This is a genomic window from Isoptericola halotolerans, assembly GCF_003003075.1.
Taxonomy (GTDB): Bacteria; Actinomycetota; Actinomycetes; order Actinomycetales; family Cellulomonadaceae; genus Isoptericola; species Isoptericola halotolerans_A.
In genome coordinates this window covers 151903-174075 of record NZ_PVTX01000007.1, presented here as the reverse complement: position 1 = coordinate 174075, position 22173 = coordinate 151903, and the positions used below count along the sequence as shown (strand labels likewise).

At 73.4% G+C, this 22173-nt stretch carries 24 protein-coding genes; 23 read left to right on the top strand and 1 reads right to left on the bottom strand.

Features of this window, described 5'->3' with window-relative positions:
- Position 1 precedes the first annotated feature (1 nt).
- The 15 genes from BCL65_RS11530 to BCL65_RS11460 all read left to right on the top strand — a co-directional run bounded on the left by BCL65_RS11530 (position 2) and on the right by BCL65_RS11460 (position 13930).
- Positions 2–1849 (top strand): HD domain-containing protein, encoded by a 1848-nt coding sequence (locus BCL65_RS11530; protein WP_106268144.1) that lies wholly within the window; start codon positions 2–4, stop codon positions 1847–1849.
- Positions 1850–1893: 44 nt separating this feature from the next.
- Complete coding sequence (gene ffh, locus BCL65_RS11525; protein ID WP_106268142.1) at positions 1894–3528, top strand: signal recognition particle protein; 1635 nt, start codon at positions 1894–1896, stop codon at positions 3526–3528.
- A gap of 20 nt (positions 3529–3548) precedes the next feature.
- Positions 3549–4661 carry an amidohydrolase family protein gene (locus BCL65_RS11520; RefSeq protein WP_106268140.1) on the top strand — a complete coding sequence of 371 codons (1113 nt, stop codon included), beginning with the start codon at positions 3549–3551 and terminating at the stop codon, positions 4659–4661.
- A 218-nt stretch (positions 4662–4879) separates the two neighbouring features.
- Positions 4880–5299, top strand: a complete 420-nt coding sequence (gene rpsP / locus BCL65_RS11515; RefSeq protein ID WP_106268138.1) for a 30S ribosomal protein S16 — start codon at positions 4880–4882, stop codon at positions 5297–5299.
- On the top strand, positions 5299–5538 hold the full coding sequence (locus BCL65_RS11510; protein WP_106268136.1) for an RNA-binding protein: 240 nt from the start codon (positions 5299–5301) through the stop codon (positions 5536–5538). The genes rpsP and BCL65_RS11510 overlap by 1 nt, the downstream gene beginning before the upstream one ends.
- A gap of 103 nt (positions 5539–5641) precedes the next feature.
- Positions 5642–6217 carry a ribosome maturation factor RimM gene (rimM, locus tag BCL65_RS11505; protein ID WP_106268134.1) on the top strand — a complete coding sequence of 192 codons (576 nt, stop codon included), beginning with the start codon at positions 5642–5644 and terminating at the stop codon, positions 6215–6217.
- A 1-nt stretch (position 6218) separates the two neighbouring features.
- Positions 6219–7085, top strand: coding sequence for a tRNA (guanosine(37)-N1)-methyltransferase TrmD (trmD, locus tag BCL65_RS11500; protein ID WP_106268132.1), 867 nt, complete (start codon positions 6219–6221; stop codon positions 7083–7085).
- Between the two features lie 141 nt (positions 7086–7226).
- The gene (gene rplS / locus BCL65_RS11495; protein WP_106268130.1) at positions 7227–7583 is read left to right on the top strand and encodes a 50S ribosomal protein L19; all 357 of its coding nucleotides are present in this window, start codon (positions 7227–7229) and stop codon (positions 7581–7583) included.
- 126 nt (positions 7584–7709) lie between these two features.
- A complete protein-coding gene (gene lepB / locus BCL65_RS11490; RefSeq protein WP_243401017.1) occupies positions 7710–8510 on the top strand; it encodes a signal peptidase I in 801 nt (266 codons plus the stop codon).
- Positions 8507–9340, top strand: coding sequence for a ribonuclease HII (locus tag BCL65_RS11485; RefSeq protein WP_106268128.1), 834 nt, complete (start codon positions 8507–8509; stop codon positions 9338–9340). Before lepB ends, BCL65_RS11485 begins: the two co-directional genes overlap by 4 nt.
- A gap of 7 nt (positions 9341–9347) precedes the next feature.
- Positions 9348–9647: a DUF2469 domain-containing protein gene (locus BCL65_RS11480; protein ID WP_106268126.1), complete on the top strand. Its 300-nt coding sequence runs from the start codon at positions 9348–9350 to the stop codon at positions 9645–9647.
- A 131-nt stretch (positions 9648–9778) separates the two neighbouring features.
- A complete protein-coding gene (locus BCL65_RS11475) occupies positions 9779–10135 on the top strand; it encodes a YraN family protein (RefSeq protein WP_106268124.1) in 357 nt (118 codons plus the stop codon).
- Positions 10132–11673, top strand: a complete 1542-nt coding sequence (locus BCL65_RS11470) for a YifB family Mg chelatase-like AAA ATPase (protein WP_258176969.1) — start codon at positions 10132–10134, stop codon at positions 11671–11673. The genes BCL65_RS11475 and BCL65_RS11470 overlap by 4 nt, the downstream gene beginning before the upstream one ends.
- Positions 11666–12919 (top strand): DNA-processing protein DprA, encoded by a 1254-nt coding sequence (gene dprA / locus BCL65_RS11465; RefSeq protein ID WP_106268308.1) that lies wholly within the window; start codon positions 11666–11668, stop codon positions 12917–12919. The genes BCL65_RS11470 and dprA overlap by 8 nt, the downstream gene beginning before the upstream one ends.
- Positions 12920–12985: 66 nt before the next feature.
- Positions 12986–13930: a tyrosine recombinase XerC gene (locus BCL65_RS11460; RefSeq protein ID WP_106268122.1), complete on the top strand. Its 945-nt coding sequence runs from the start codon at positions 12986–12988 to the stop codon at positions 13928–13930.
- Positions 13931–13947: 17 nt separating this feature from the next.
- Here BCL65_RS11460 and BCL65_RS11455 read toward each other — a convergent pair whose 3' ends face one another.
- A complete protein-coding gene (locus BCL65_RS11455; protein ID WP_106268121.1) occupies positions 13948–14490 on the bottom strand; it encodes a murein hydrolase activator EnvC family protein in 543 nt (180 codons plus the stop codon).
- Positions 14491–14951: 461 nt separating this feature from the next.
- Here BCL65_RS11455 and rpsB point away from each other — a divergent pair, with 461 nt between their 5' ends.
- The 8 genes from rpsB to dxr all read left to right on the top strand — a co-directional run bounded on the left by rpsB (position 14952) and on the right by dxr (position 22146).
- Positions 14952–15905, top strand: coding sequence for a 30S ribosomal protein S2 (gene rpsB, locus BCL65_RS11450; RefSeq protein WP_106268119.1), 954 nt, complete (start codon positions 14952–14954; stop codon positions 15903–15905).
- Positions 15906–15982: 77 nt separating this feature from the next.
- Positions 15983–16822, top strand: a complete 840-nt coding sequence (gene tsf, locus BCL65_RS11445) for a translation elongation factor Ts (RefSeq protein WP_106268117.1) — start codon at positions 15983–15985, stop codon at positions 16820–16822.
- Positions 16823–16988: 166 nt separating this feature from the next.
- On the top strand, positions 16989–17753 hold the full coding sequence (gene pyrH, locus BCL65_RS11440) for a UMP kinase (protein ID WP_243401016.1): 765 nt from the start codon (positions 16989–16991) through the stop codon (positions 17751–17753).
- Between the two features lie 42 nt (positions 17754–17795).
- Positions 17796–18353, top strand: coding sequence for a ribosome recycling factor (gene frr, locus BCL65_RS11435; protein ID WP_106268115.1), 558 nt, complete (start codon positions 17796–17798; stop codon positions 18351–18353).
- Positions 18353–19186, top strand: coding sequence for a phosphatidate cytidylyltransferase (locus BCL65_RS11430; RefSeq protein WP_106268114.1), 834 nt, complete (start codon positions 18353–18355; stop codon positions 19184–19186). Before frr ends, BCL65_RS11430 begins: the two co-directional genes overlap by 1 nt.
- A 104-nt stretch (positions 19187–19290) precedes the next feature.
- Positions 19291–20385: a 23S rRNA (adenine(2503)-C(2))-methyltransferase RlmN gene (rlmN, locus tag BCL65_RS11425; RefSeq protein WP_219885657.1), complete on the top strand. Its 1095-nt coding sequence runs from the start codon at positions 19291–19293 to the stop codon at positions 20383–20385.
- Positions 20382–20936, top strand: a complete 555-nt coding sequence (locus BCL65_RS11420) for a DivIVA domain-containing protein (protein ID WP_106268111.1) — start codon at positions 20382–20384, stop codon at positions 20934–20936. Before rlmN ends, BCL65_RS11420 begins: the two co-directional genes overlap by 4 nt.
- 16 nt (positions 20937–20952) lie before the next feature.
- Positions 20953–22146 carry a 1-deoxy-D-xylulose-5-phosphate reductoisomerase gene (gene dxr, locus BCL65_RS11415; RefSeq protein WP_106268109.1) on the top strand — a complete coding sequence of 398 codons (1194 nt, stop codon included), beginning with the start codon at positions 20953–20955 and terminating at the stop codon, positions 22144–22146.
- The last annotated feature ends 27 nt before the right edge of the window (positions 22147–22173 follow it).

Below are 22173 nucleotides of genomic sequence, written 5' to 3'. Positions count from 1 at the left end.
GATGGCCGACCTCCCCTCGACGGACGGCGGCCCCGCGGAGCAGCAGGCCCCGCACCCCGGTCCCGGGGTGCGGGGCCCTGTCGTGGGGCTCCGCCAGGACCTGCTCGCCGCCGCCGCCGACCTCAGCGGACCGGGGCGCTCCGGCGTCGCGCGCCGCGCCGCGCTCCAGCAGATCGTGACCGGGCGCCTGGCCGCCCTCTACGCGGAGGCCACCGCCGGGATCGAGCCGACGGGCATCGCGCTGGCCGCCGTCGGCTCCCTGGGTCGCGGCGAGCTCGGGCCGCTGTCCGACCTCGACCTCGTCCTCGTCCACGACGGTCGTTCCCACAAGCCGGCGGAGCTGGCCGAGGTCGCCGAGCGGCTCTGGTACCCGCTGTGGGACTCCGGGGTCGACATCGACCACGCCGTCCGCTCGCTGACACAGACGCGGCAGCTCGCGACGCGCGACCTGCCGGCGGCCGTCGGCTGGCTCGACGTCCGGCCCGTCGCGGGGGACGCGGTCGTCGTGCACCGCGCCGCGTCCGGGATCCTCACCGACTGGCGGTCCGCGTCGCGACGTCGGCTCCCCGAGCTGCTGGCCGGGGTGCGCGAGCGGGCCGAGCGCTCCGGCGAGCTGGCCTACCTCATCGAACCGGACCTCAAGGAGGCGCGCGGCGGCATCCGTGACGCCGTCGTGCTGTCCGCCCTCGCCGCGACGTGGCTCACCGACCGGCCGCACGGGCGCGTGGACACGGCTTACGCCCACCTCCTCGACGTGCGGGACGCCCTGCAGGTCGTGACCCGCCGTCGGTCGACCCGCCTGCTGCTCGCCGACCTGGACGAGGTGGCCGGCCTGACCGGCCACGACGACCCCGACGAGCTCTTGGCGAGCCTGGCCGCGGCGGGGCGCGAGATCTCCTTCGCGCTCGACTCCACGGTGCGGCGCGCCCGCCAGGCGCTCCAGCGACCCGCCGCGCGCCGACCTGTCCTGGTGCGCGGCCGCCGGCAGCCCCCGCGGCTGCGCTCGGTCGGGGAGGGGCTCGTGGAGCACGACGGCGAGCTCGTCCTGGCCGTGACCGCCCAGCCGGCCGAGGACCCGCTGCTGTCTCTGCGGGCGGCGGCCACGGCGGCCCGGACCGGGCTGGCGCTCTCGCCCGTGACCGTGCACTCGCTGGCCGCGTGCCCGCCGCTGCCGGAGCCGTGGCCGCGCGCCGCTCGCGCGCACCTGCTCACCCTGCTCGGCTCCGGGCCCTCGCAGGTGCACGTCTGGGAGGCGCTCGACCTCGCCGGCGCCGTGACCACCTGGATCCCGGAGTGGGCGGACGTCCGGAACAAGCCGCAGCGTGCCGCCATCCACCGTCACACGGTCGACCGGCACCTCGTCGAGACGGCCGCCCTCGCGACGGCGGTCCGCAAGCGCCAGCTCGCCCGCGGCGTCGCGCCGGAGCACCTCCCGGCCGACCTGCTGCTCGTCGCCGCGATCCTCCACGACCTGGGCAAACGACGACGTGCCGAGATCTCCGACCACTCTGCGGAGGGCGCACGGATCGCCCCGGGCGTGGTGCGGCGCATGGGCTTCGACGAGGCGTTCGTCGACGACGTGGCCACCCTGGTGCGTCAGCACCTGCTGCTCGCGCAGCTGGCCACGAGCGCTGATCCCGAGGACCCGCAGACCGTGCGACGGCTGCTCGAGGGCCTCGATCACCGGATCGATCTGCTCGAGGTGCTGCGCGCGCTCACCGAGAGCGACGCCTCCTCGCTCGGTCCCGCCGGATGGACCGGCTGGCGGGCGAGCCTCGTCGACCAGCTGACCCGGGCCGCACGGGCGGCCCTGGCGGTGGCGTCCGGGACGACCGAGGGCGGCCGGTAGGCTAGGGGACCGCACTTCATCCACCCCGCGAAGAGGACCACCTGGTGTTCAACTCCCTGTCGGACCGGCTCACCGCGACGTTCAAGAACCTGCGCGGTCGGGGACGGCTCTCCGAGGCCGACATCGACGCGACCGTGCGCGAGATCCGCCGTGCGCTGCTCGACGCGGACGTCGCCGTGCCCGTCGTGCGGCACTTCACCGCGGCCGTGCGCGAGCGTGCGCTCGGTGCCGAGGTCTCCGGTGCCCTGAACCCGGCGCAGCAGGTCGTCAAGATCGTCAACGACGAGCTGGTGACCATCCTCGGTGGTCGGACCCGGCCGCTGCAGCTCGCGAAGACCCCGCCGACGGTCATCATGCTCGCGGGCCTGCAGGGCGCCGGCAAGACGACCCTGGCGGGCAAGCTCGCCCTCGCCCTGAAGGAGCAGGGGCACACCCCGATCCTCGTGGCGGCGGACCTCCAGCGTCCGAACGCCGTGACCCAGCTGTCGGTGGTGGCGGAGCGCGCCGGGGTGCCCGTCTTCGCCCCGCACCCGGGCAACACCTCGGACCACGACACGGCCGACGCCGCCCTGGTGGGGGACCCCGTCGGTGTGGCGCGCGACGGCGTCGCGGAGGCACGGAGCAAGCAGCACGACGTCGTGATCGTCGACACGGCCGGCCGGTTGGGTGTGGACCAGGTCCTCATGCAGCAGGCCGCCGACATCCGCTCGGCGATCACGCCGGACGAGGTCCTGTTCGTCATCGACGCGATGATCGGTCAGGACGCCGTCACCACGGCCCAGTCCTTCGCCGAGGGCGTCGACTTCACCGGCGTGGTCCTGTCCAAGCTCGACGGCGACGCCCGCGGTGGTTCCGCGCTGTCGGTCGCCCAGGTCACGGGCCGACCGATCATGTTCGCCTCGACGGGTGAGAAGCTCACGGACTTCGAGGTCTTCCACCCGGACCGGATGGCGTCGCGCATCCTCGACATGGGCGACGTGCTGACCCTCATCGAGCAGGCCGAGAAGGCCTTCGACGCCGACGAGGCCGAGAAGATGGCGGCCAAGGTCGCCCAGGGCGAGGACTTCACGCTCAGCGACTTCCTCGTGCAGATGCAGCAGATGAAGAAGCTCGGCTCGATGAAGAAGATGCTCGGCATGATGCCCGGCATGGCGCAGATGCGCGACCAGCTCGAGAACTTCGACGAGCGCGAGGTCGACCGGGTCCAGGCCCTCATCCAGTCCATGACGCCGGCCGAGCGCGACAACCCGAAGATCATCAACGGCTCGCGGCGCGCCCGGATCGCACGCGGCGCCGGTCAGACGACCGCTGCGGTCAACGGGCTCCTCGACCGGTTCACGCAGGCGCAGAAGATGATGCGGCAGATGTCCCAGGGTGGCGGGATGCCGGGGATGCCCGGTGGCATGCCGGGGATGCCAGGGATGCCCGGCGGCGGCAAGAAGTCGCGGGGCAAGCAGCAGCCCAAGAAGAAGGTCAAGGGCAAGTCCGGCAACCCCGCCAAGCGGGCGCAGCAGGAGCGCGAGGCCATGCAGCGCGCGCTGGGCGGCGGGGCGAAGAAGTCGGCACCGGCGGGTTCGGCCTTCGGGGTGACCGGCGGGGACGACCAGCAGGCCGGCAAGGACCTCGAGAACCTCGAGCTGCCGGGCGACCTGGGCAAGCTGCTCGGCGGGGGGCGCTGACGCCCCGGTAGGCTGCCGTCATGTCGGTGCCGCACGTTCCCCTGCACGTCACGGGTCGCATCCTGCTCGACGGCAACCGTGAGGTCGGCGAGATGTGGGTCCGCGACGGCCGGCTCAGTCTTCTGCGGCCCACGCCGCAGGGCAGCCCCGCCACGCAGATCGAGGGCTGGGTGCTCCCGGGACTGGTGGACGTGCACTGCCACGTCGGGCTCGATGCCGGCGGAGCCGTCGACGAGGACGCCGCGGTCAAGCAGGCCCTGGCCGACCGCGACGCGGGCGTGCTCCTGGTCCGTGACGCCGGTTCCCCTCTCGACACGTCCTGGGTGTCGCGCCGACCGGACCTGCCTCGGCTCGTGCGGGCGGGTATCCACCTGGCCCGCCCCAAGCGCTATCTGCGCCACTACGGCCTCGAGCTCGACGACGTCGCCGACCTTCCCCGCGTGGTCCGCGAGCAGGCCCGTGCCGGGGACGGCTGGGTCAAGCTCGTCGGCGACTGGATCGACCGTGACCTGGGGCCCGACGGCGACCTGCGTCCGCTGTGGCCGGTCGACGTGCTCACCGAGGCGGTCGCGGCCGCGCACGCCGAGGCGGCGCGGGTCACCGTGCACGCGTTCTCCACCGAGGTGATCGACGACCTGCTCACCGCCGGGGTCGACGGCATCGAGCACGGCACCGGCATCACGCCGGACGTCATGCCCGAGATCGCTCAGCGAGGTATCCGTGTCACGCCCACGCTGCTGCAGGTGGGCCAGTTCGGGGCGATCGCGCAGCAGGCCGACGGGAAGTACCCGGTCTACGCGTCCCGGATGCGCCGGATGCACGAACGCCGGTACGAGCAGGTCCGGGCGATGTACGACGCCGGGATCCCGCTCCTCGTCGGGACCGACGCGGGCGGCACGATCGACCACGGCCGGATCGCCGACGAGTGCTCCGAGCTGGTGGCCGCCGGCATCCCCCCGGCCGAGGTCGTCGCGATGGCGACGTGGCGGGCCCGCGCCTACCTGGGCCACGGGGCGATGGTGGAGGGCTCCAGCGCCGACTTCGTCGTCTACCCGGCAGATCCCCGCGAGGACGTCGAGGTGCTGCGCCACCCCACCGCCGTCGTCCTGCGCGGACGTGTCGTGGCCCCGTGAACGTGCCCTGAGCGGGTCGTCAGGCGGCGTCCGGCACGCTGTGCCCGGGTGTGACCGAGCCGAGGTTGGGCCGGTCGCCGGCGTCTGGCACAATAGCGGGGTACTCGGCGTGCCCAGGCCCCTCTCACCTGCGCAGGCCAAGTCCTGACCCGCCCACCCGCAGGACCCCACCCGCGCGTGTCCGGGTCGCACCCACAGAACCAGGAGAGTCCACACCAGTGGCCGTCAAGATTCGTCTGAAGCGCCTCGGCAAGATCCGGGCACCGTACTACCGCGTCGTCGTCGCCGACTCGCGCACCAAGCGTGATGGTCGGGTGATCGAGGAGATCGGCAAGTACCACCCCACCGAGGAGCCGTCGCTCATCGAGATCAGCTCGGAGCGCGCCCAGTACTGGCTCGGTGTCGGCGCCCAGCCGACCGAGCAGGTCGCCGCCCTGCTGCGGGTCACGGGCGACTGGCAGAAGTTCAAGGGCCTGCCGGGTGCCGAGGGCACCCTGCGGACCAAGCAGGCTGCGGGCGACAGCTCCGCCGCCGTCGAGGCCGTCCACGCGGAGGCCGAGAAGGCCAAGGCGAAGGCTGCCGAGAAGAAGTCCGCCGCCAAGGCCGAGGAGTCCGACGAGGCTGAGGCCGAGGCCTGATGCTCGCGGACGCTCTCGAGCACCTGGTGCGCGGCATCGTGGACAACCCGGACGACGTCCAGGTCACGGCACGCACGCAGCGCCGCGGTGACCTGCTCGAGGTCCGGGTCCACCCCGACGACCTCGGACGGGTGATCGGCCGCGGTGGCCGCACGGCGAAGGCGCTCCGTACCGTCGTCGGCGCGCTGTCGAACGACGGCGCGGTCCGCGTCGACGTCGTGGACGTCGACCGCCGCTGAGCATCGAGAGCGACGAGCAGCACCGACGAGGCCCGGTCCCGCCACGGGACCGGGCCTCGTCGTGTTCACCGGGCCGAGGCCCGACCGACCACGAGGAGTAGACATGGAGCTGGTGGTGGCTCGCATCGGCAAGGCCCACGGCCTGCGCGGCGAGGTTGCCCTCGACGTCCGGACGGACGTCCCGGAGGAGCGGTTCACGACCGGGGCGGTCCTCGCGACCGTGCCGCCCGACGCCGGTCCGCTCACGGTCGCCGCGACCCGCGTGCACCAGGGCCGTTGGCTCGTCCAGTTCGCCGAGTCGTCGGACCGCGGATCGGCCGAGGCCCTGCGCGGCGTCGAGCTCGTGGTCGAGTCGGGGGAGTCGGACGAGGAGGACGCCTGGTACCCGCACGAGCTGGCCGGGCTGCGGGCCGAGCTCGCCGACGGCACGGTCGTGGGCGAGGTCGTCGGCCTGGAGCACCTGCCCGCGCACGACGTCCTGGTGCTGCGCGAGACCGGTGGTGAGCGGACCCTCGTGCCCTTCGTGCACGCGATCGTGCCGGTGGTGGACGTGCCCGGCGGCCGTGTGCAGCTGACCCCTCCCGGTGGTCTGCTGGCCCGGGACGCCGGCGCCGTCGTCGTCGACCGGGCGGACGACGGCCCCGAGCAGGGATCCGACGAGCACGAGGACGAGGCCTGACGTGCGGATCGACGTCGTCACCATCTTCCCGGACTACCTCGCCGCGCTCGACCTGTCGCTCGTGGGCAAGGCCCGGCGGGCAGGGCTGCTCGACCTGCGGGTCCACGACCTGCGCGACTGGACCACCGACCGGCACCGGACCGTGGACGACACGCCCTTCGGTGGGGGAGCGGGCATGGTCATGCGGCCCGACGTCTGGGGACGCGCGCTCGACGACCTGCTGCCGGAGCCGGCCGCGGACACCGGCGCCGGGACGGGCGGCGCGCACGTGGTCGTGCCGACGCCGTCGGGCGACGTGTTCACGCAGCGTCACGCCGAGGAGCTCGCGACCGAGGACCAGCTGGTGGTGGCCTGCGGACGCTACGAGGGCATCGACGCCCGGGTGGCGGAGCACTACCGGGCCGCCGGTCACCGGGTCAGCGAGCTGTCGATCGGCGACTACGTGCTCAACGGTGGCGAGGTCGCGGCCATGGTCATGGTGGAGGCGGTGGGCAGGCTGCTGCCCGGCGTCGTCGGTAACCCGCACTCGCTGGTCGAGGAGTCCCACGGTGCGGCGGGGCTGCTGGAGTATCCCGTCTACACCAAACCGCCGGCCTGGGACGGACGCGAGGTGCCGGAGGTGCTGCTCTCCGGTCACCATGCCCGCATCGACCGGTGGCGTCGCGACCGGGCCCTGGAGCGCACGGCCGCACGCCGCCCCGACATGGTGGCTGCGCTCGACCCGGACGTGCTCGACGCGCACGACCGCGAGGTCCTGGCCGGCCTCGGCTGGCGCGTGGTGGAGCCGGTGGGCGGGCCGCGTGGCGAGGCTCACGAGGGTCCGGACGGCTCCCGACCGGGCCCTCGCCTGGAGCGTGTGGCAGAATAGGGCGCTGGTGTGCCGCAGCCCGGACTCTGCCACAGGGGAGACCATCGGGCCGAGGACGGTGCACCACCTTCGACAAGACTTCGGCCCGCCGTGCGTGGGCCCAGAGCTTGCTCTGACCTGTGGCAGGGTGGGGAGACAACCATGAAGACGCTCGACTCCGTCGACGCGGCAGCGATGCGCGACGACATCCCGGACTTCCGTGCCGGAGACACCGTCAAGGTCAACGTGAAGGTCGTCGAGGGCAACCGCTCTCGTGTCCAGGCCTTCCAGGGCGTGGTCATCGCCCGCCGGAACAGCGGCGTGGGCTCGACCTTCACCGTCCGCAAGGTCAGCTTCGGCGTCGGCGTGGAGCGCACCTTCCCGGTGCACGCCCCGACCGTCGACTCCGTCGAGGTCGTCACCCGTGGTGACGTCCGTCGCGCGAAGCTCTACTACCTGCGTGCCCTGCGCGGCAAGAAGGCGAAGATCCGCGAGAAGCGCGCGACCCCGGCCAAGTGAGCCGTGGCGGGAGGTCTCCCGCCGAGCGTCCCGACGGGCGGCCCCTCCAGCGGAGGGGCCGCCCGTCGGCGTTTCGCGGTGGGGTCGTGCTTCTGGCAGGGTGTGGACGTGGCAGACTCCGACCCTGTGACATCCGCAGAGCGCCGACCCGAGCCCGAGGGCACACCGGACCCCGATGCCGTCGACGGGTCGCCGGCCGACGCCACGCGGTCCGGGACCGTCCCCGCGCACGCCGCGGCTCGACCGGCGCGCTCGGGCGGAGGCCTGAGCCTGCTGCGCGAGACGGCCATCATCGTGATCAGCGCCCTGGTCCTGTCCTGGCTCATCAAGACGTTCCTCGTCCAGGCCTTCTACATCCCGAGCTCGTCGATGGAGGACACGCTCCAGGTCGGCGACCGGGTGATGGTCTCCCGGCTCGTCCCGGACGCCCTGGACGTCCATCGCGGAGACATCGTCGTCTTCAAGGACCCGGGCGGGTGGCTCCCGCCGTACGAGGCGCCGGACCGAGGCCCGGTCGGCAACGCGGTGCGCGACGCCGCGACGTTCGTCGGGCTGCTCCCGCAGGACACGGGCGAGCACCTCATCAAGCGGGTCGTCGGTACTCCCGGGGACACGGTCGTGTGCTGCGACGCGGAGGGCCGCGTCAGCGTCAACGGGGTCGCTATCGACGAGACGGAGTACATCGCGCCGGGGGTGGACCCCAGCGAGACCGAGTTCGAGACGGTCGTGCCGGACGACATGCTCTTCGTGATGGGGGACAACCGGCCGAACTCGCAGGACTCGCGGTACAACACGGGCAAGCCCGGCGGGGGGTTCGTCCCGATGGACAACGTGGTGGGATCCGCCTTCGTGATCGTGTGGCCCTTCGGCGACGCCCGGGTGCTGCGCAACCCGGGCGACGTCTTCGACGGGGTGCCCGAGCCGTGAGCGTGCGCAGCACGCGCCGCAGCCCCACGCTGCGGTCCGAACGGGCCCTGATCGGCGAGGGCGCGCTGCTCGTGGGCGGCATGGACGAGGTCGGCCGCGGCGCGCTGGCCGGGCCGGTCAGCGTCGGACTGGTCGTGGTCGACGCCGGCACGAGGACGGCCCCGCGCGGGTTGACCGACTCCAAGCTGCTCTCGCCCTCGGCGCGCGAGAACATGGTGGACCCGCTGCGCCGTTGGGCCGTGGCCTGGGCCGTCGGGCACGCGGGGCCGGCAGAGATCGACGCGCACGGGATCGTCGCGGCGCTGCGCCTGGCGGGTCGCCGCGCGCTCGCGCAGGTGCGCCGCACGGCGGGCGACGTCGACGTCGTGCTGCTCGACGGGTCGCACGACTGGCTCAGCCGGCCGCACGCGGACCTCTTCGAGGCGGCGGACCTGGACCCGAGCCGCACGCTCGACGCCCCGGAGCCCGGGGTGCGGACCCTCGTCAAGGCCGACCTGCAGTGCTCCTCGGTCGCCGCGGCCAGCGTGCTCGCCAAGGTGGAGCGGGACGGGCTGCTGCGCCGGCTCGCTGCCCAGTACCCGGCCTTCGCCTGGGAGCAGAACAAGGGGTACTCGGCGCCGGCTCACCTGGAGGCGCTCCGTCGGCACGGACCGACGCCGCAGCACCGGCGGTCCTGGAACCTGCGGGTGCTGGACGACACGGCCCCTGCCGCGACCGCGGCGGCCGCCGTCGACCCGCCGCCGAACCCGGCCGCGCCGGAGCCCAGGGTGGTCACGCTCGACGAGGTGAGCGTCGGGTCGGGCGTGCCGTTGCGCTCCCGGGTGGGATGATGGCCGCGTGAGTGCCGAGGACCTCGAGAACTACGAGAACGACATGGAGCTCGCGCTCTACCGCGAGTACCGCGACGTCGTCGGGCTCTTCTCCTACGTGGTGGAGACCGAACGCCGCTTCTACCTGGCGAACCAGGTCGACCTCCAGGTGCGTTCGGCGGCCGGTGAGGTCTACTTCGAGCTGCGGCTCGCCGATGCCTGGGTCTGGGACGTCTACCGCTCCGCACGCTTCGTGAAGTCGGTCCGGGTCGTGACCTTCAAGGACGTCAACGTCGAAGAGCTCGCGAAGGCCGACATCGCCCTGTAGCGCGCCGGCCGTCACGGCCGCGGGATCCAGCGGCCTCGAGCCCGTGCACAGGCTCTGGCCGTCCACGGGTCCGGTCCGGACGGAGACGGGGGCCGCGACAACCCGCCACCGTGGTGCGCGGAGGTGGTTCCGTGCTGGCCAAGGACGCCGTGGGGCGATACGGAGAGCGGGTGGCTGCGCGCTACCTGACCGAGCGCGGGTACGAGGTGATCGAGCGCAACTGGCGCGGTACCCGCGGTGAGCTGGACCTGGTGGCGCGCCAGGGAGAGACCCTCGTGGTCGTCGAGGTCAAGACGCGGCGCGGGACGGCGTTCGGCCACCCGGCCGAGGCGGTCACGCGGGTGAAGCTCGAGCGGATCAGGCGCCTGACGGGGGAGTGGCTGCACAGCCGCTCGGCCCCGCGGTGCGAGGTGCGCATCGACGTGGTGGCCGTCGTGCTGCCGCGGTCCGGTGCCGCCCAGGTCGAGCACCTGCAGGGTGTCCTGTGACGGGGCTGGGCACCACGGCTTCCGTCGCGCTGACCGGGATGGAGGGCCACGTCGTCGAGGTGCAGGCCCAGCTCGCGGCCTCCGTGCCGGGATTCACGCTGGTGGGACTGCCCGACGCTGCGCTCGCCGAGTCGCGGGACCGGGTCCGTGCCGCCGTGCTGTCCAGCGGGATCGCCTGGCCGCAGCGCAAGATCACCGTCAACCTGTCACCGGCGTCCCTGCGCAAGTCCGGGACGGGGTTCGACCTCGCCGTCGCCGTGGCCGTGCTGGCCGGGGCCGGCGTGGTGCCCCACCACGGCCTCGAGCGCGTCGTGCACCTCGCCGAGCTGGGGCTGGACGGACGCCTGCAGCCCGTCCGTGGTGTCCTGCCGGCGGTGGCGGCGGCCGTCGCGGGCGGGTGCGGGGACGTCGTGGTCTCGGCGGCGGACGCCGCCGAGGCGCGTCTCGTGCCCGGTGCGACGGTCCACGAGGCCGTGCACCTGGCGGACGTGGTGCGTCTCCACGGCGGTGCGCTCGACCGCGGTCACGACGTCGTGGCAGTGCCTCGCGTCCGCGCGGAGGTGCCCCGCCGACCCGTGGGTGACCTGCAGGACGTGGTGGGCCAGAGCGAGGCGCGCATGGCGCTCGAGGTGGCGGCCGCGGGCGGGCACCACCTGCTGATGATCGGACCGCCCGGCGCGGGCAAGACGATGCTGGCCGCCCGCCTGCCCGGGATCCTCCCGGACCTGACGGAGGCCGAGGCCGTGGAGGTGACCGGCGTGCACTCGGTCGCCGGGACGTTCGACCCGGGCGGCGGGCTCCTGCAGCGGCCACCCTTCGAGGACCCGCACCACACGGCGACGCCCAGCTCCATCGTGGGTGGGGGCACCGGGCTCGCGCGGCCGGGTGCCGTGTCGCGGGCGCACCGGGGCGTGCTGTTCCTCGACGAGGCGCCCGAGTTCGCGCCCCGCGTGCTCCAGACCCTGCGCCAGCCGCTCGAGGCCGGCGAGCTCGTCCTGCACCGGAGCGGCGGGGCGACGCGCTACCCGGCCCGGTTCCAGCTCGTGCTGGCGGCCAACCCGTGCCCGTGCGGGATGGCGAGCACCAACGCCGGGCTCGAGTGCACGTGCACGCCCACGGCGCGCCGTCGCTACGTGGGCAGGCTGTCGGGGCCGCTGCTCGACCGGGTCGATCTCCAGGTGCACCTCGCCGGGCTCACCCGGGCGGAACGCGTGCTGGGTGGGCGCGGCGAGCCCAGCGCCGTCGTGGCCGAGCGGGTGCGCGACGCTCGTGCGGCCGCCCGCGAACGCTGGGCGGGCACCGGGTGGAGCACCAACGTCGAGCTCCCCGGGCCGTGGGTGCGGGGCCGTCTCCGGGGGCAGCCCGGGGTGCTCGCCCAGGTGGAGAGGCAGATCGACGCCGGCGACCTGTCGATGCGCGGCGCGGACCGGCTGCTGCGGGTCGCCTGGACGGTCGCGGACCTGGACGGGCGCGAGGCCCCGACGACGGCCGACGTCGACGCCGCGATGATGTTCCGGACGGGTGAGCGCCGTGGGTGAGCCGTTGTTCGACCTGGAACCGCTGCGTCCCCGGGTCCGCGTCCGCTTCGACGCCGAGGATCCGGTGCTGGCCGCCGCCGCCTGGAGCCGGCTGGCCGAACCCGGCGACGCCGTCGCCGGAGCTCTCGTCGCGCACCTCGGTGCGGCCGGCGCACTCGCCTGGCTGCTGGAGGCGGCCGACGACCCCGCGCGGGTGCTGCGCGGGGAGGAGCTGGGTCGGCTCGCCGCGGCCGTGCAGGAGTGCACGCTGCAGCGTCTCGTCGACGCCGTCGGGCGCTGGTCGCAGCGTCTGGCGAGCCTGGACCCGCGGCGCGAGCTGCGCGTCCTGGACCAGTACGAGGGGGCGCTGCTGACCCCGGCGGACCCGCGGTGGCCGCGACGGCTCGACGACCTGGGTGTCGCCGCGCCATTCGCGCTGTGGGTGCGCGGCAGCACGGATGTGGCCGGTTGGTCGCGGCGGTCGGTGGCCGTGGTCGGTGCGCGCGCGGCCACGTCCTACGGCGAGCGGGTCGCGGAGGATCTCGCGGCGGGGCTCGTCGACCGTGGTTTCACCGTCGTGTCCGGGGGCGCCTACGGCATCGACGCCGCGGCGCACCGCGGGGCGGTCGCGAGCGGTGGCGCGACGTGCGCGGTGCTGGCCGGCGGGGTCGACAGGTTCTACCCGCAGGGGAACAACGCCCTCCTGCGACGGGTCGTCGGGTCCGGTGGCGCGGTCCTCAGCGAGGTACCGCCCGGGTCGGCGCCGTTCCGCCAGCGGTTCCTCTCCCGCAACCGCGTCATCGCCGCGCTCACGGGCGCCACGGTGGTGGTCGAGGCCGCCCGCCGGTCGGGTGCGCTGTCGACGGCGCGGCGCGCGGTAGAGATCTCCCGGCCGGTCGGCGCGGTGCCGGGACCGGTGACGTCGATGGCCTCGACCGGTTGCCACGGACTTCTCCGGGACGGGGCGGCCGTCTGCGTCTCCGACGCCGACGAGGCGGCAGAGCTCGCGGGGGACCTCGGTGCCGACGCCGCTCCCGCTCACCCGGACGACGCCGGTCCCCGGAGCGACCCGCGGGCGGGTCTGGGTCCCGACGAGCTGCTCGTCCTCGACGCGTTGCCGGTGCGTTCCGGAGCCACGGTCGACGCCCTGGCGCGGACGGCCGGCCTGCCACCGCGGCGCGTCGTGTCGGTGCTCGGTGCGCTCGACCGGCGCGGGCTCACCCGACGCGACGGTCCGCGGTGGCGCGGCACGGGAGGACGCCGCTGAGACCGCGGGGCGAAACGCCGTGCCACCTGCGCAGTCGCCCCACCTCGGCGCGGCACACTGGCGGTGATGACCAGCCCGGACGTCCCGCCGTTGCCCACCGCGCTCGCCGACGCGGTGGACAGCTTCACGCGGCACCTGGCTGCCCAGCGTGGCCACTCGGCGCACACGCGGCGCGCGTACCGGGCCGACGTCACGGGCCTGTTGCGGTACGCCGTGCGGCACGGGATCTCGGGGCTCGACGAGATCGACCTCGGCGTGCTGCGCGGTTGGCTCGGTACGCAGGCGGACCGGGGACTGTCCCGGGCGACGCTCGCGCGGCGCAGCGCCGCCGTCCGGGCGTTCCTGCGGTGGGCGCACCGGGAAGGGCTGATCTCGTCCGATCCGTCGGTCCGCCTGGCCAACCCGCGGATCTCTCGCACCCTGCCCACCGTGCTGTCCACCGAGGCGGCGGCGCAGCTGCTCGACACGGCGCGGCAGCTGGCCGAGGAGGCGGAGGCCGGGGAGCTGCCGACCGCGCTGCGGGTGTGGGCCGCGGCCGAGCTCCTCTACGGCTCAGGCGTGCGGATCGGCGAGCTCGTCGCCTGCGACGTCCGCGACGTGGACCTGCGTGAGCGGCTCGTGCGGGTGCTCGGCAAGGGCGGCCGGGAGCGCGTGGTGCCGTTCGGTGTGCCCGCGGCCCGCGCCGTGACTGCCTGGCTGGCGCGGGGGCGCCCCGAGCTGGACCGTGCGGACTCCCCGCCGGCGCTGCTCCTCGGTGACCGCGGTGGCCGGTGGGGGCAGCGCCAGGCGCGCGAGCACGTGCACCGGCTCGCCGCCGCCGCGGGCGTCGACGACATCGCGCCGCACGACCTGCGCCACTCCGCGGCGACGCACCTGCTGGCCGGTGGTTCCGACCTGCGGTCGGTGCAGGAGGTGCTGGGGCACGCCGATCTGGGGACCACGCAGCGGTACACGCACGTCGATGCGGAACGGCTCCAGCAGGTCTTCCGCCAGGCGTTCCCCCGGGCGTGAGCGTCTCGCGCGGCGGATCATGCCGTGGGCAGCGGCAGCAGCACGATCGGCGCGGCGCGTCCGAGCAGCGCGAGGGGGTCGAGGTACGCCGTGCCGCGACGCACGCCCCAGTGCAGGCAGCCGGTCGGCGCGCAGTGCGACGAGCCGCCGACCGCTGCCACCCGGCCCACGAGCCCGCCGGCGTGGACGTGGTCGCCCACCCGCGTGCCGGGCTCGACGGGTTCGAGGGTCGAGCGCAGGTCGCCGTGGGACACGACGACCACGGGCTTGCCGCCGACCTGCCCGGCGAACGTGACGACACCCGGTGCCGGCGAGACGACGGGAGTCCCGGCTGGGGCGGCGAGGTCGATCCCGCGGTGCCCGGGAAGCCAGGGACGGGCAGGCAGGTCGAACCGTCGGACCACGTCGCCCGGGGTGGGCGGCTGCCAAGCGCCCGGCGTGCTGCCGGTGGCGGCCTGGACCGTGGTGGTCGCCGACGCGCCCACGAGCGCGAGGACGGTCAGGGCGGTGGCGAGCACGGCGTGGAGGTGAGCGGGGGACGTCCGAGCGAAGCGTGGCATCCTGCGAGGCTGGCCCGCCGCAGCCGTTGTCGTCGACGGGTTCGACGATCCTGTGGACGGCAACGGTCGTGGGTGCCGACCGGGTGAGCGGCACCACCCCCGTGACCGGTCCGCCCCGAGAGCCTCGTCGGGTAGACTTCCTGCTGCGACCAGTGCTGCCCACGCGTCGTTCCCGCCTCCCGACCACCTCGTCGGTTGCCGGGACGAGGCAGGCAGCGGTCGACATCGCGCATCACGCACGTGCCCCTCCGGCCTTCGCAGGGCCGAGGTGGGCACGGCCGAGCCTGCAGCGGTCCGTGCGTCCCTCCGGGGACGGCGGTGCAGACCCGGCGTGTTGCCAGGGGTGCCGGGCCGGATGCCCGCCGCCGACAACCGAAGCACCGTGACCGCCCTCGACGGCGGTCACCTGATGCGCGCGGTCACCGGGAGGATCCCGGGTCCGCGCGGCGAAAGGACCAGTCATGGCCGTCGTGACCATGCGCCAGCTCCTCGAGAGCGGTGTCCACTTCGGGCACCAGACCCGCCGTTGGAACCCGAAGATGAAGCGGTTCATCTTCACCGAGCGCAACGGCATCTACATCGTCGACCTCCAGCAGTCGCTGTCGTACATCGACCGCGCCTACGAGTTCGTCAAGGAGACCGTCGCCCACGGCGGCACCATCCTGTTCGTCGGCACCAAGAAGCAGGCGCAGGAGCCCGTGGCCGAGCAGGCCGCCCGCGTCGGCATGCCGTACGTCAACCACCGCTGGCTCGGTGGCATGCTCACCAACTTCACCACCGTGCACAAGCGTCTCCAGCGCCTCAAGGAGCTCGAGGAGATCGACTTCGACGACGTCGCCTCCTCGTCCCTGACGAAGAAGGAGCTGCTCGTCCTGCGCCGCGAGAAGGACAAGCTCGCCCGCACGCTCGGTGGCATCCGCGACATGGCCAAGACGCCGTCGGCCGTGTGGATCGTGGACACCAACAAGGAGCACCTCGCGGTCGACGAGGCGCGCAAGCTGGGCATCCCGGTCGTGGCGATCCTCGACACGAACTGCGACCCGGACATGGTCGACTACGCGATCCCGGGCAACGACGACGCGATCCGCTCCGTCACGCTGCTCACCCGCGTCGTCGCCGACGCGGCCGCCGAGGGCCTGATGCAGCGCGCCTCCGGCAAGAAGGGCGCGACCGCCGAGACCGAGGCCGAGCCGCTGGCCGAGTGGGAGCGCGAGCTGCTCGCCGGTGCCGAGACCGAGGCCGAGAAGGCCGAGGACGCCGTGGAGGCCGCCGAGCAGGCTCCGGACGCCGCCGCGACCGAGGGCGCCGCGGGTGCCGAGGACGCGGTCGCCCCCGGCGCCGACGCCGCTCCGGCGGCCGAGGCCGTCGCCGTGGCCGAGCCCGAGGCCGAGGCCAAGACCGAGAAGTCCGAGTGATCGGCGGCGGGCCGGGCGTCAGACGCCCGGCCCGCCGGTTCACCGCACACCGACACCAGCACGGAGGACATCCCCCCATGGCGAACTACACCGCCGCTGACATCAAGGCCCTGCGCGAGCGCACCGGTGCCGGCATGCTCGACGTCAAGAAGGCGCTCGACGAGGCCGACGGCAACACCGACAAGGCCATCGAGATCATCCGCACGAAGGGCCTCGCCCGCGCGGCCAAGCGCGAGGGCAACGCCGCCTCCGAGGGCCTCGTCGCCGTGAAGGTCTCCGACGGCGACGCCGGGCAGACCGCCACGATGATCGAGCTCAACTCCGAGACGGACTTCGTCGCGAAGAACGAGCAGTTCATCGCGCTGGCCGACGCCGTGCTCGAGGCCGTCGCCGCGGCCGGGGCCTCCGACCTCGACGCCGCGCTCGCCGCGCCCGCCGAGGGCGGGACGGTCGCCGACCTCGTCGCCGTCCGGGGCGCGACCATGGGCGAGAAGATCGTCCTGCGCCGCGTGGCTCGTGTAGAGGGCCCGAAGGTCACGGCGTACCTGCACAAGACCGCCAAGGACCTGCCGCCGTCGATCGGTGTCCTCGTGGTCACCGACGAGGCCGCGGAGCCCGTGGCGAAGGACGTCGCCCAGCACGTCGCCGCCATCGCGCCGACGTACCTGACGCGTGACGACGTCCCGGCGGACACCGTCGCCAAGGAGCGCGAGATCGCGCTGGAGACCTCGAAGAACGAGGGCAAGCCCGAGGCGGCGCTGCCCAAGATCGTCGAGGGTCGGCTCAACGGCTTCTTCAAGGAGGTCGTCCTGCTGGACCAGCCCCTCGCGAAGGACCCGAAGACGACGGTCGCCAAGCACGTCGCCGCCACCGGTGGCGAGCTGCAGGCCTTCGTCCGCTTCCGCGTCGGCAACTGACGCGTCCTCGGCCCGGTCGTGCCCCCTGGTGCGGCCGGGCCGTCGCATGCTCGCTCGCGTCCGGGATGGACCGCCGGAGAGCGGGCGCGCGCATCCGGTGCCAGGATGCGCGAGGAGACCGACCCCGGGCAGATCGTCCCGGGCGTGCACAGAGACGGACGGTGGCATGACCCAGATCGATCAGGACCAGCTCGTCGCCACGCAGGTCCCGCACAGGGAGACCGGCACGCGACGGGTGCTGCTCAAGCTCTCGGGCGAGACGTTCGGCGGAGGCAACGTCGGGTTGGAGACGGGCGTCGTGCGTCGCGTCGCGCAGGAGATCGGTGACGCCGTCCGGCAGGGCGTGCAGGTCGCGATCGTCGTCGGCGGCGGGAACTTCTTCCGCGGCGCCGAGCTCTCCCGCGCCGGCCTCGACCGCGCGCGCGCCGACTACATGGGCATGCTCGGCACCGTCATGAACTGCCTGGCGCTGCAGGACTTCCTCGAGCAGGACGGCGTCAAGACGCGTGTGCAGACGGCCATCACCATGGGGCAGGTGGCCGAGCCGTACATCCCGCTGCGCGCCATCCGGCACCTGGAGAAGGGCCGCGTGGTCATCTTCGGGGCCGGGGCCGGCATGCCGTACTTCTCCACGGACACCGTCTCCGTGCAGCGCGCCCTCGAGACGCACTGCGACGAGGTGCTGATGGGCAAGAACGGTGTCGACGGCGTCTACAGCGCGGATCCCCGGACGGACCCCGCCGCGGAGAAGCTGGACCACCTCACGTACACCGACGCGCTCGTCCGTGGCCTGAACGTCATGGACGCCACCGCGCTCTCGCTGTGCCGCGACAACGACGTGCACATGCGCGTCTTCGGGCTGGAGGAGAACGGTAACGTGACCCGTGCACTGCTCGGCGACAAGATCGGGACCTCGGTCACGACCCGCTGAGTCGTCCTGACGAAGCCACATCTCACGAACAAGGAGCACCGGGTGATCGACGACACCCTCCTCGAGGCCGAGGAGAAGATGGACACGGCGATCGAGTTCGCCAAGGAGCAGTTCGCCGGTATCCGCACGGGCCGTGCGAACTCCGGCATGTTCTCCTCGATCGAGGTGGACTACTACGGCGCTCCCACGCCGCTGCAGCAGCTCGCCTCGTTCAACATCCCGGACGCGCGCACGGTCCTGATCACACCGTTCGACAAGGGGTCGATGGCGGCGATCGAGAAGGCTCTGCGCGAGTCCGACCTGGGCGTCAACCCGTCGAACGACGGCAACTCGATCCGCATCGTCATGCCGACGCTGACCGAGGAGCGCCGCCGGGACTACGTCAAGCTCGCCAAGACCAAGGCGGAGGACGCGCGGATCTCGGTGCGCGGCGTGCGCCGCAAGGCCAAGGAGCAGATCGACCGGCTGGTCAAGGACGGCGAGGTCGGCGAGGACGAGGGCTCGCGTGCGGAGAAGGAGCTCGAGTCGCTGACCAAGAAGCACGTCGACCTCGTGGACCAGCTCCTCGCCGGCAAGGAGAGCGAGCTGCTCGAGGTCTGATGTCATCCGTCGACGCGCAGCGCGGACCCTCTCGAGCCGGGCGCAACCTCCCGGCGGCCGTCGCGGTCGGAGTCGGCCTGCTCGTCGCTCTCGCGGCCTCGCTCTGGTTCCGGCCGGAGCCGTTCGTCGCGTTCGTGATCCTGGCGCAGAGCGCGGCGCTGTGGGAGCTGCGCAAGGCCTTCGCACGGCGTGACATCGCCATCCCCCTGACGCCGCTGCTCGTCGGGGGCGCCGGCATGGCGGTGTCGGCCTACGCGGCCGGACCCGAGGCGCTGCTCGTGGCGTTCGTGCTCACGGTCGGCGCGGTCGTGGTCTGGCGCGTGCTCGACGGCTCCGGCCCGCGAGCGTTGCGGGACGCCTCGGCGGGCGTCTTCGCCGCCACCTACCTGCCGTTCCTGGCGGGCTTCGTCCTGCTCATCCTCGACGAGCCGGACGGTGAGCTCCGCGTGGTGCTCTTCGTGCTGCTCGCGGTGGCGAACGACGTCGGGGGCTACGTCGCCGGCGTCTTCTTCGGGAGGCACCCGCTCGCGCCGTCGGTGAGCCCGAAGAAGAGCTGGGAAGGGCTGGGCGGCTCGGTGCTGCTGGCGGTCGTCGTCGGCGTCGCCGGGGCGTTGCTGGTGCTGGACGCACCGTGGTGGGTCGGCGTCGGTCTCGGCGTGCTGACCGCCGTCACGGCGACCGCCGGGGATCTCGCCGAGTCCCTCATCAAGCGCGACCTAGACTTGAAGGACATGGGTTCGCTCCTCCCGGGCCACGGGGGCGTGCTGGACCGACTCGACTCGCTCGTCGTCACCGCGCCGTTCGTGTACCTCGTCCTGCAGGCGACCGTCTGAGCCCCGAAGGAATCGTCATGGCAACACCCACCGCTCGCACCACGACCGCGCTCGGCGTCCCCGCCGTCCGGCCGTCCGACGAGACGAAGCCTCTTCCGCTGCAGATGGCGCCGAGGCGTCGCGGCAAGCCGCCGAAGCACTTCGCGGACCTCACTCCCGACGAGCGCGTCGCGTCCGTCGTGGAGATGGGCGAGAAGCCGTTCCGCGCCAAGCAGCTCGCGGCCCACTACTTCACCCACTTCACCTCGGACCCTGCCGAGATGACGGACCTGCCGAAGTCGACCCGGGACGCGCTCGCCACGACGATGTTCCCGCCACTGATCCGCCCCACGCGGCGCATGGAGGCCGACGGCGGCACCACCGTCAAGACGCTCTGGCACCTCTTCGACGACGCCAAGGTCGAGTCGGTGCTGATGCGCTACCCGAACCGGACGACCCTCTGCGTGTCGTCGCAGGCGGGTTGCGGGATGGCCTGCCCGTTCTGCGCCACGGGTCAGCTGGGCCTGACCCGCAACCTGTCCACGGCGGAGATCCTGGAGCAGGTGCGGGCGGCGTTCCGGTCGCTGGACCGGGGCGAGATCCCCGGCGGCCCCGCCCGGCTGAACAACCTGGTGTTCATGGGCATGGGCGAGCCGCTGGCCAACTACAAGGCGGTCATCGAGACGGTGCGGGCGCTCGTCGCGCCGGCGCCGCAGGGCCTGGGCATGTCGGCCCGCAACATCACCGTCTCCACGGTGGGTCTCGTCCCCGCGATGCGCCGGCTCACCGACGAGGGCATCCCCGTGACGCTGGCGCTGAGCCTGCACGCCCCGGACGACGACCTGCGCTCGGAGCTGGTGCCCATCAACACCCGCTGGAGCGTCGACGAGACCCTGGACACCGCCCGCCGGTACTTCGAGGTGACCGGGCGCCGGGTGTCGATCGAGTACGCGCTGATCAAGGACATGAACGACCACGCCTGGCGTGCGGACCTGCTCGGCGAGAAGCTCAACGCCCGGGGCCGGGGGTGGGTGCACGTCAACCCCATCCCGCTGAACCCCACCCCGGGGTCCATCTGGACGGCCAGCGAGCGTTCCGTCGAGGACGAGTTCGTGGCACGATTGCGCGGGCACGGCATCCCCACCACGATCCGTGACACCCGTGGGAGCGACATCGATGGCGCCTGCGGGCAGCTGGCCGCCGAGGAGGACGACGAGTGAGCAGCACCCTCTTTTCCACCGTGTCGAAGATGCGCTCCGGGTACGACCCGGACGAGGTCGACGACTTCTTCGACCACGCGCGTCAGGCGTACGAGGGTCGGACGCCGGAGCCGATGACGAACGCGGACATCGCGACGTCGACGTTCGAGCTCGTCCGCGGCGGGTACAACACGCACGAGGTCGACGCCGCCCTCGACCGGCTGGAGGGTGCGTTCATCGCCCGGCAGCGGGCCGACTTCGTCAACCAGCACGGGCAGGAGGCGTGGATGGGCGCTCTCGCGGAGCGCGCTCGCACGCTGTACGGCCGGCTGGGCCGCCCGGACGGCGCCAAGTTCGCCCCGGCGGAGCGCGGCCAGCAGGGCTACGACATGGATGACGTCGACGCGCTGTGCGACCGCCTGGTGGGGTACTTCGACCGGCAGGAGCCCCTGACGGCCGCGGAGGTGCGCTCGGCCACCTTCGGCCGGGCCAAGGGTGCGGACGCCTACGGCGAGGCGTCGGTGGACAAGTTCCTGGCGCGGGCCATCGAGGTGCTGCTCGGCGTCGAGTGACTGCGAGGATGACGCCATGAGCTCTCCTCGCACCGTCACCCTCCTCGGCTCGACCGGCTCGATCGGCACGCAGGCCATCGACGTCGTCACCGCCCATCCCGACCGGTTCGTGGTCGAGGCGATCAGCGCCGGAGGCTCCGACGTCGGTCTGCTCGCGGAGCAGGCCGAGGCGCTCGCCGTGCGGACGGTCGCGGTGGCCGACCCCGCGCGGGCGGACGACCTGCGCGCGGCCCTGGCCACCCGGTTGGGCTCGCGCGCCGACGACGTCGAGGTCCTCGCCGGACCGCAGGCCGCCACCGAGGTGGCCGGCCGCGGCGCCGACGTCGTGCTCAACGGCATCACGGGCTCGGTCGGGCTGCGACCGACGCTGGCGGCGCTCGAGGCCGGCTCCACGCTGGCGCTGGCGAACAAGGAGTCGCTCGTCGTGGGCGGTCCGCTCGTCAAGGCGCTCGCCGCCCCCGACCAGATCGTGCCCGTGGACTCGGAGCACTCCGCCATCGCCCAGGCGCTGCGCGGCGGTGCCCACTCGCCCGCCCGCAGCGAGGTCCGTCGGCTGATCCTCACGGCCTCGGGCGGGCCGTTCCGCGGCCGCACCCGGGACGAGATCAAGGCGGTCACCGCCGAGCAGGCGCTCGCCCACCCGACGTGGGCCATGGGCCCGGTCGTGACCGTGAACTCGGCGAGCCTGATGAACAAGGGGCTCGAGCTGATCGAGGCGCACCTGCTCTTCGACGTCCCGACCGACGACATCACGGTCGTGGTCCACCCGCAGTCGGTGGTGCACTCGATGGTCGAGTTCTGCGACGGGTCCACGATCGCCCAGGCGTCGCCGCCGGACATGCGCCTGCCCATCGCCCTCGGCCTGTCCTGGCCGGACCGGCTCGACGTGGTCAGCCCGCCGTGCGACTGGTCGCAGGCGACGACCTGGACGTTCGAGCCGCTGGACGACGCGACCTTCCCGGCCGTCGGGCTCGCGCGGGCCGCCGCCGCGGCGTCGGGCACCCATCCGGCGGTCTACAACGCCGCGAACGAGCAGGGCGTCGCGGCCTTCCTGAGCGGGCGGGTCGGGTTCTGCGACATCGTCGACACGGTGGAACGCGTGCTGGGCGAGCACGAGGGCGTCGCACCGGCCGAGGTCACGCTCGAGACCGTCGAGGCGGTCGAGGCCTGGGCCCGGGGCCGCGCCGACGAGCTGCTCGCCCGGAGCTGAGCCGCCCGGCGCACGGGGCGCCCCGCG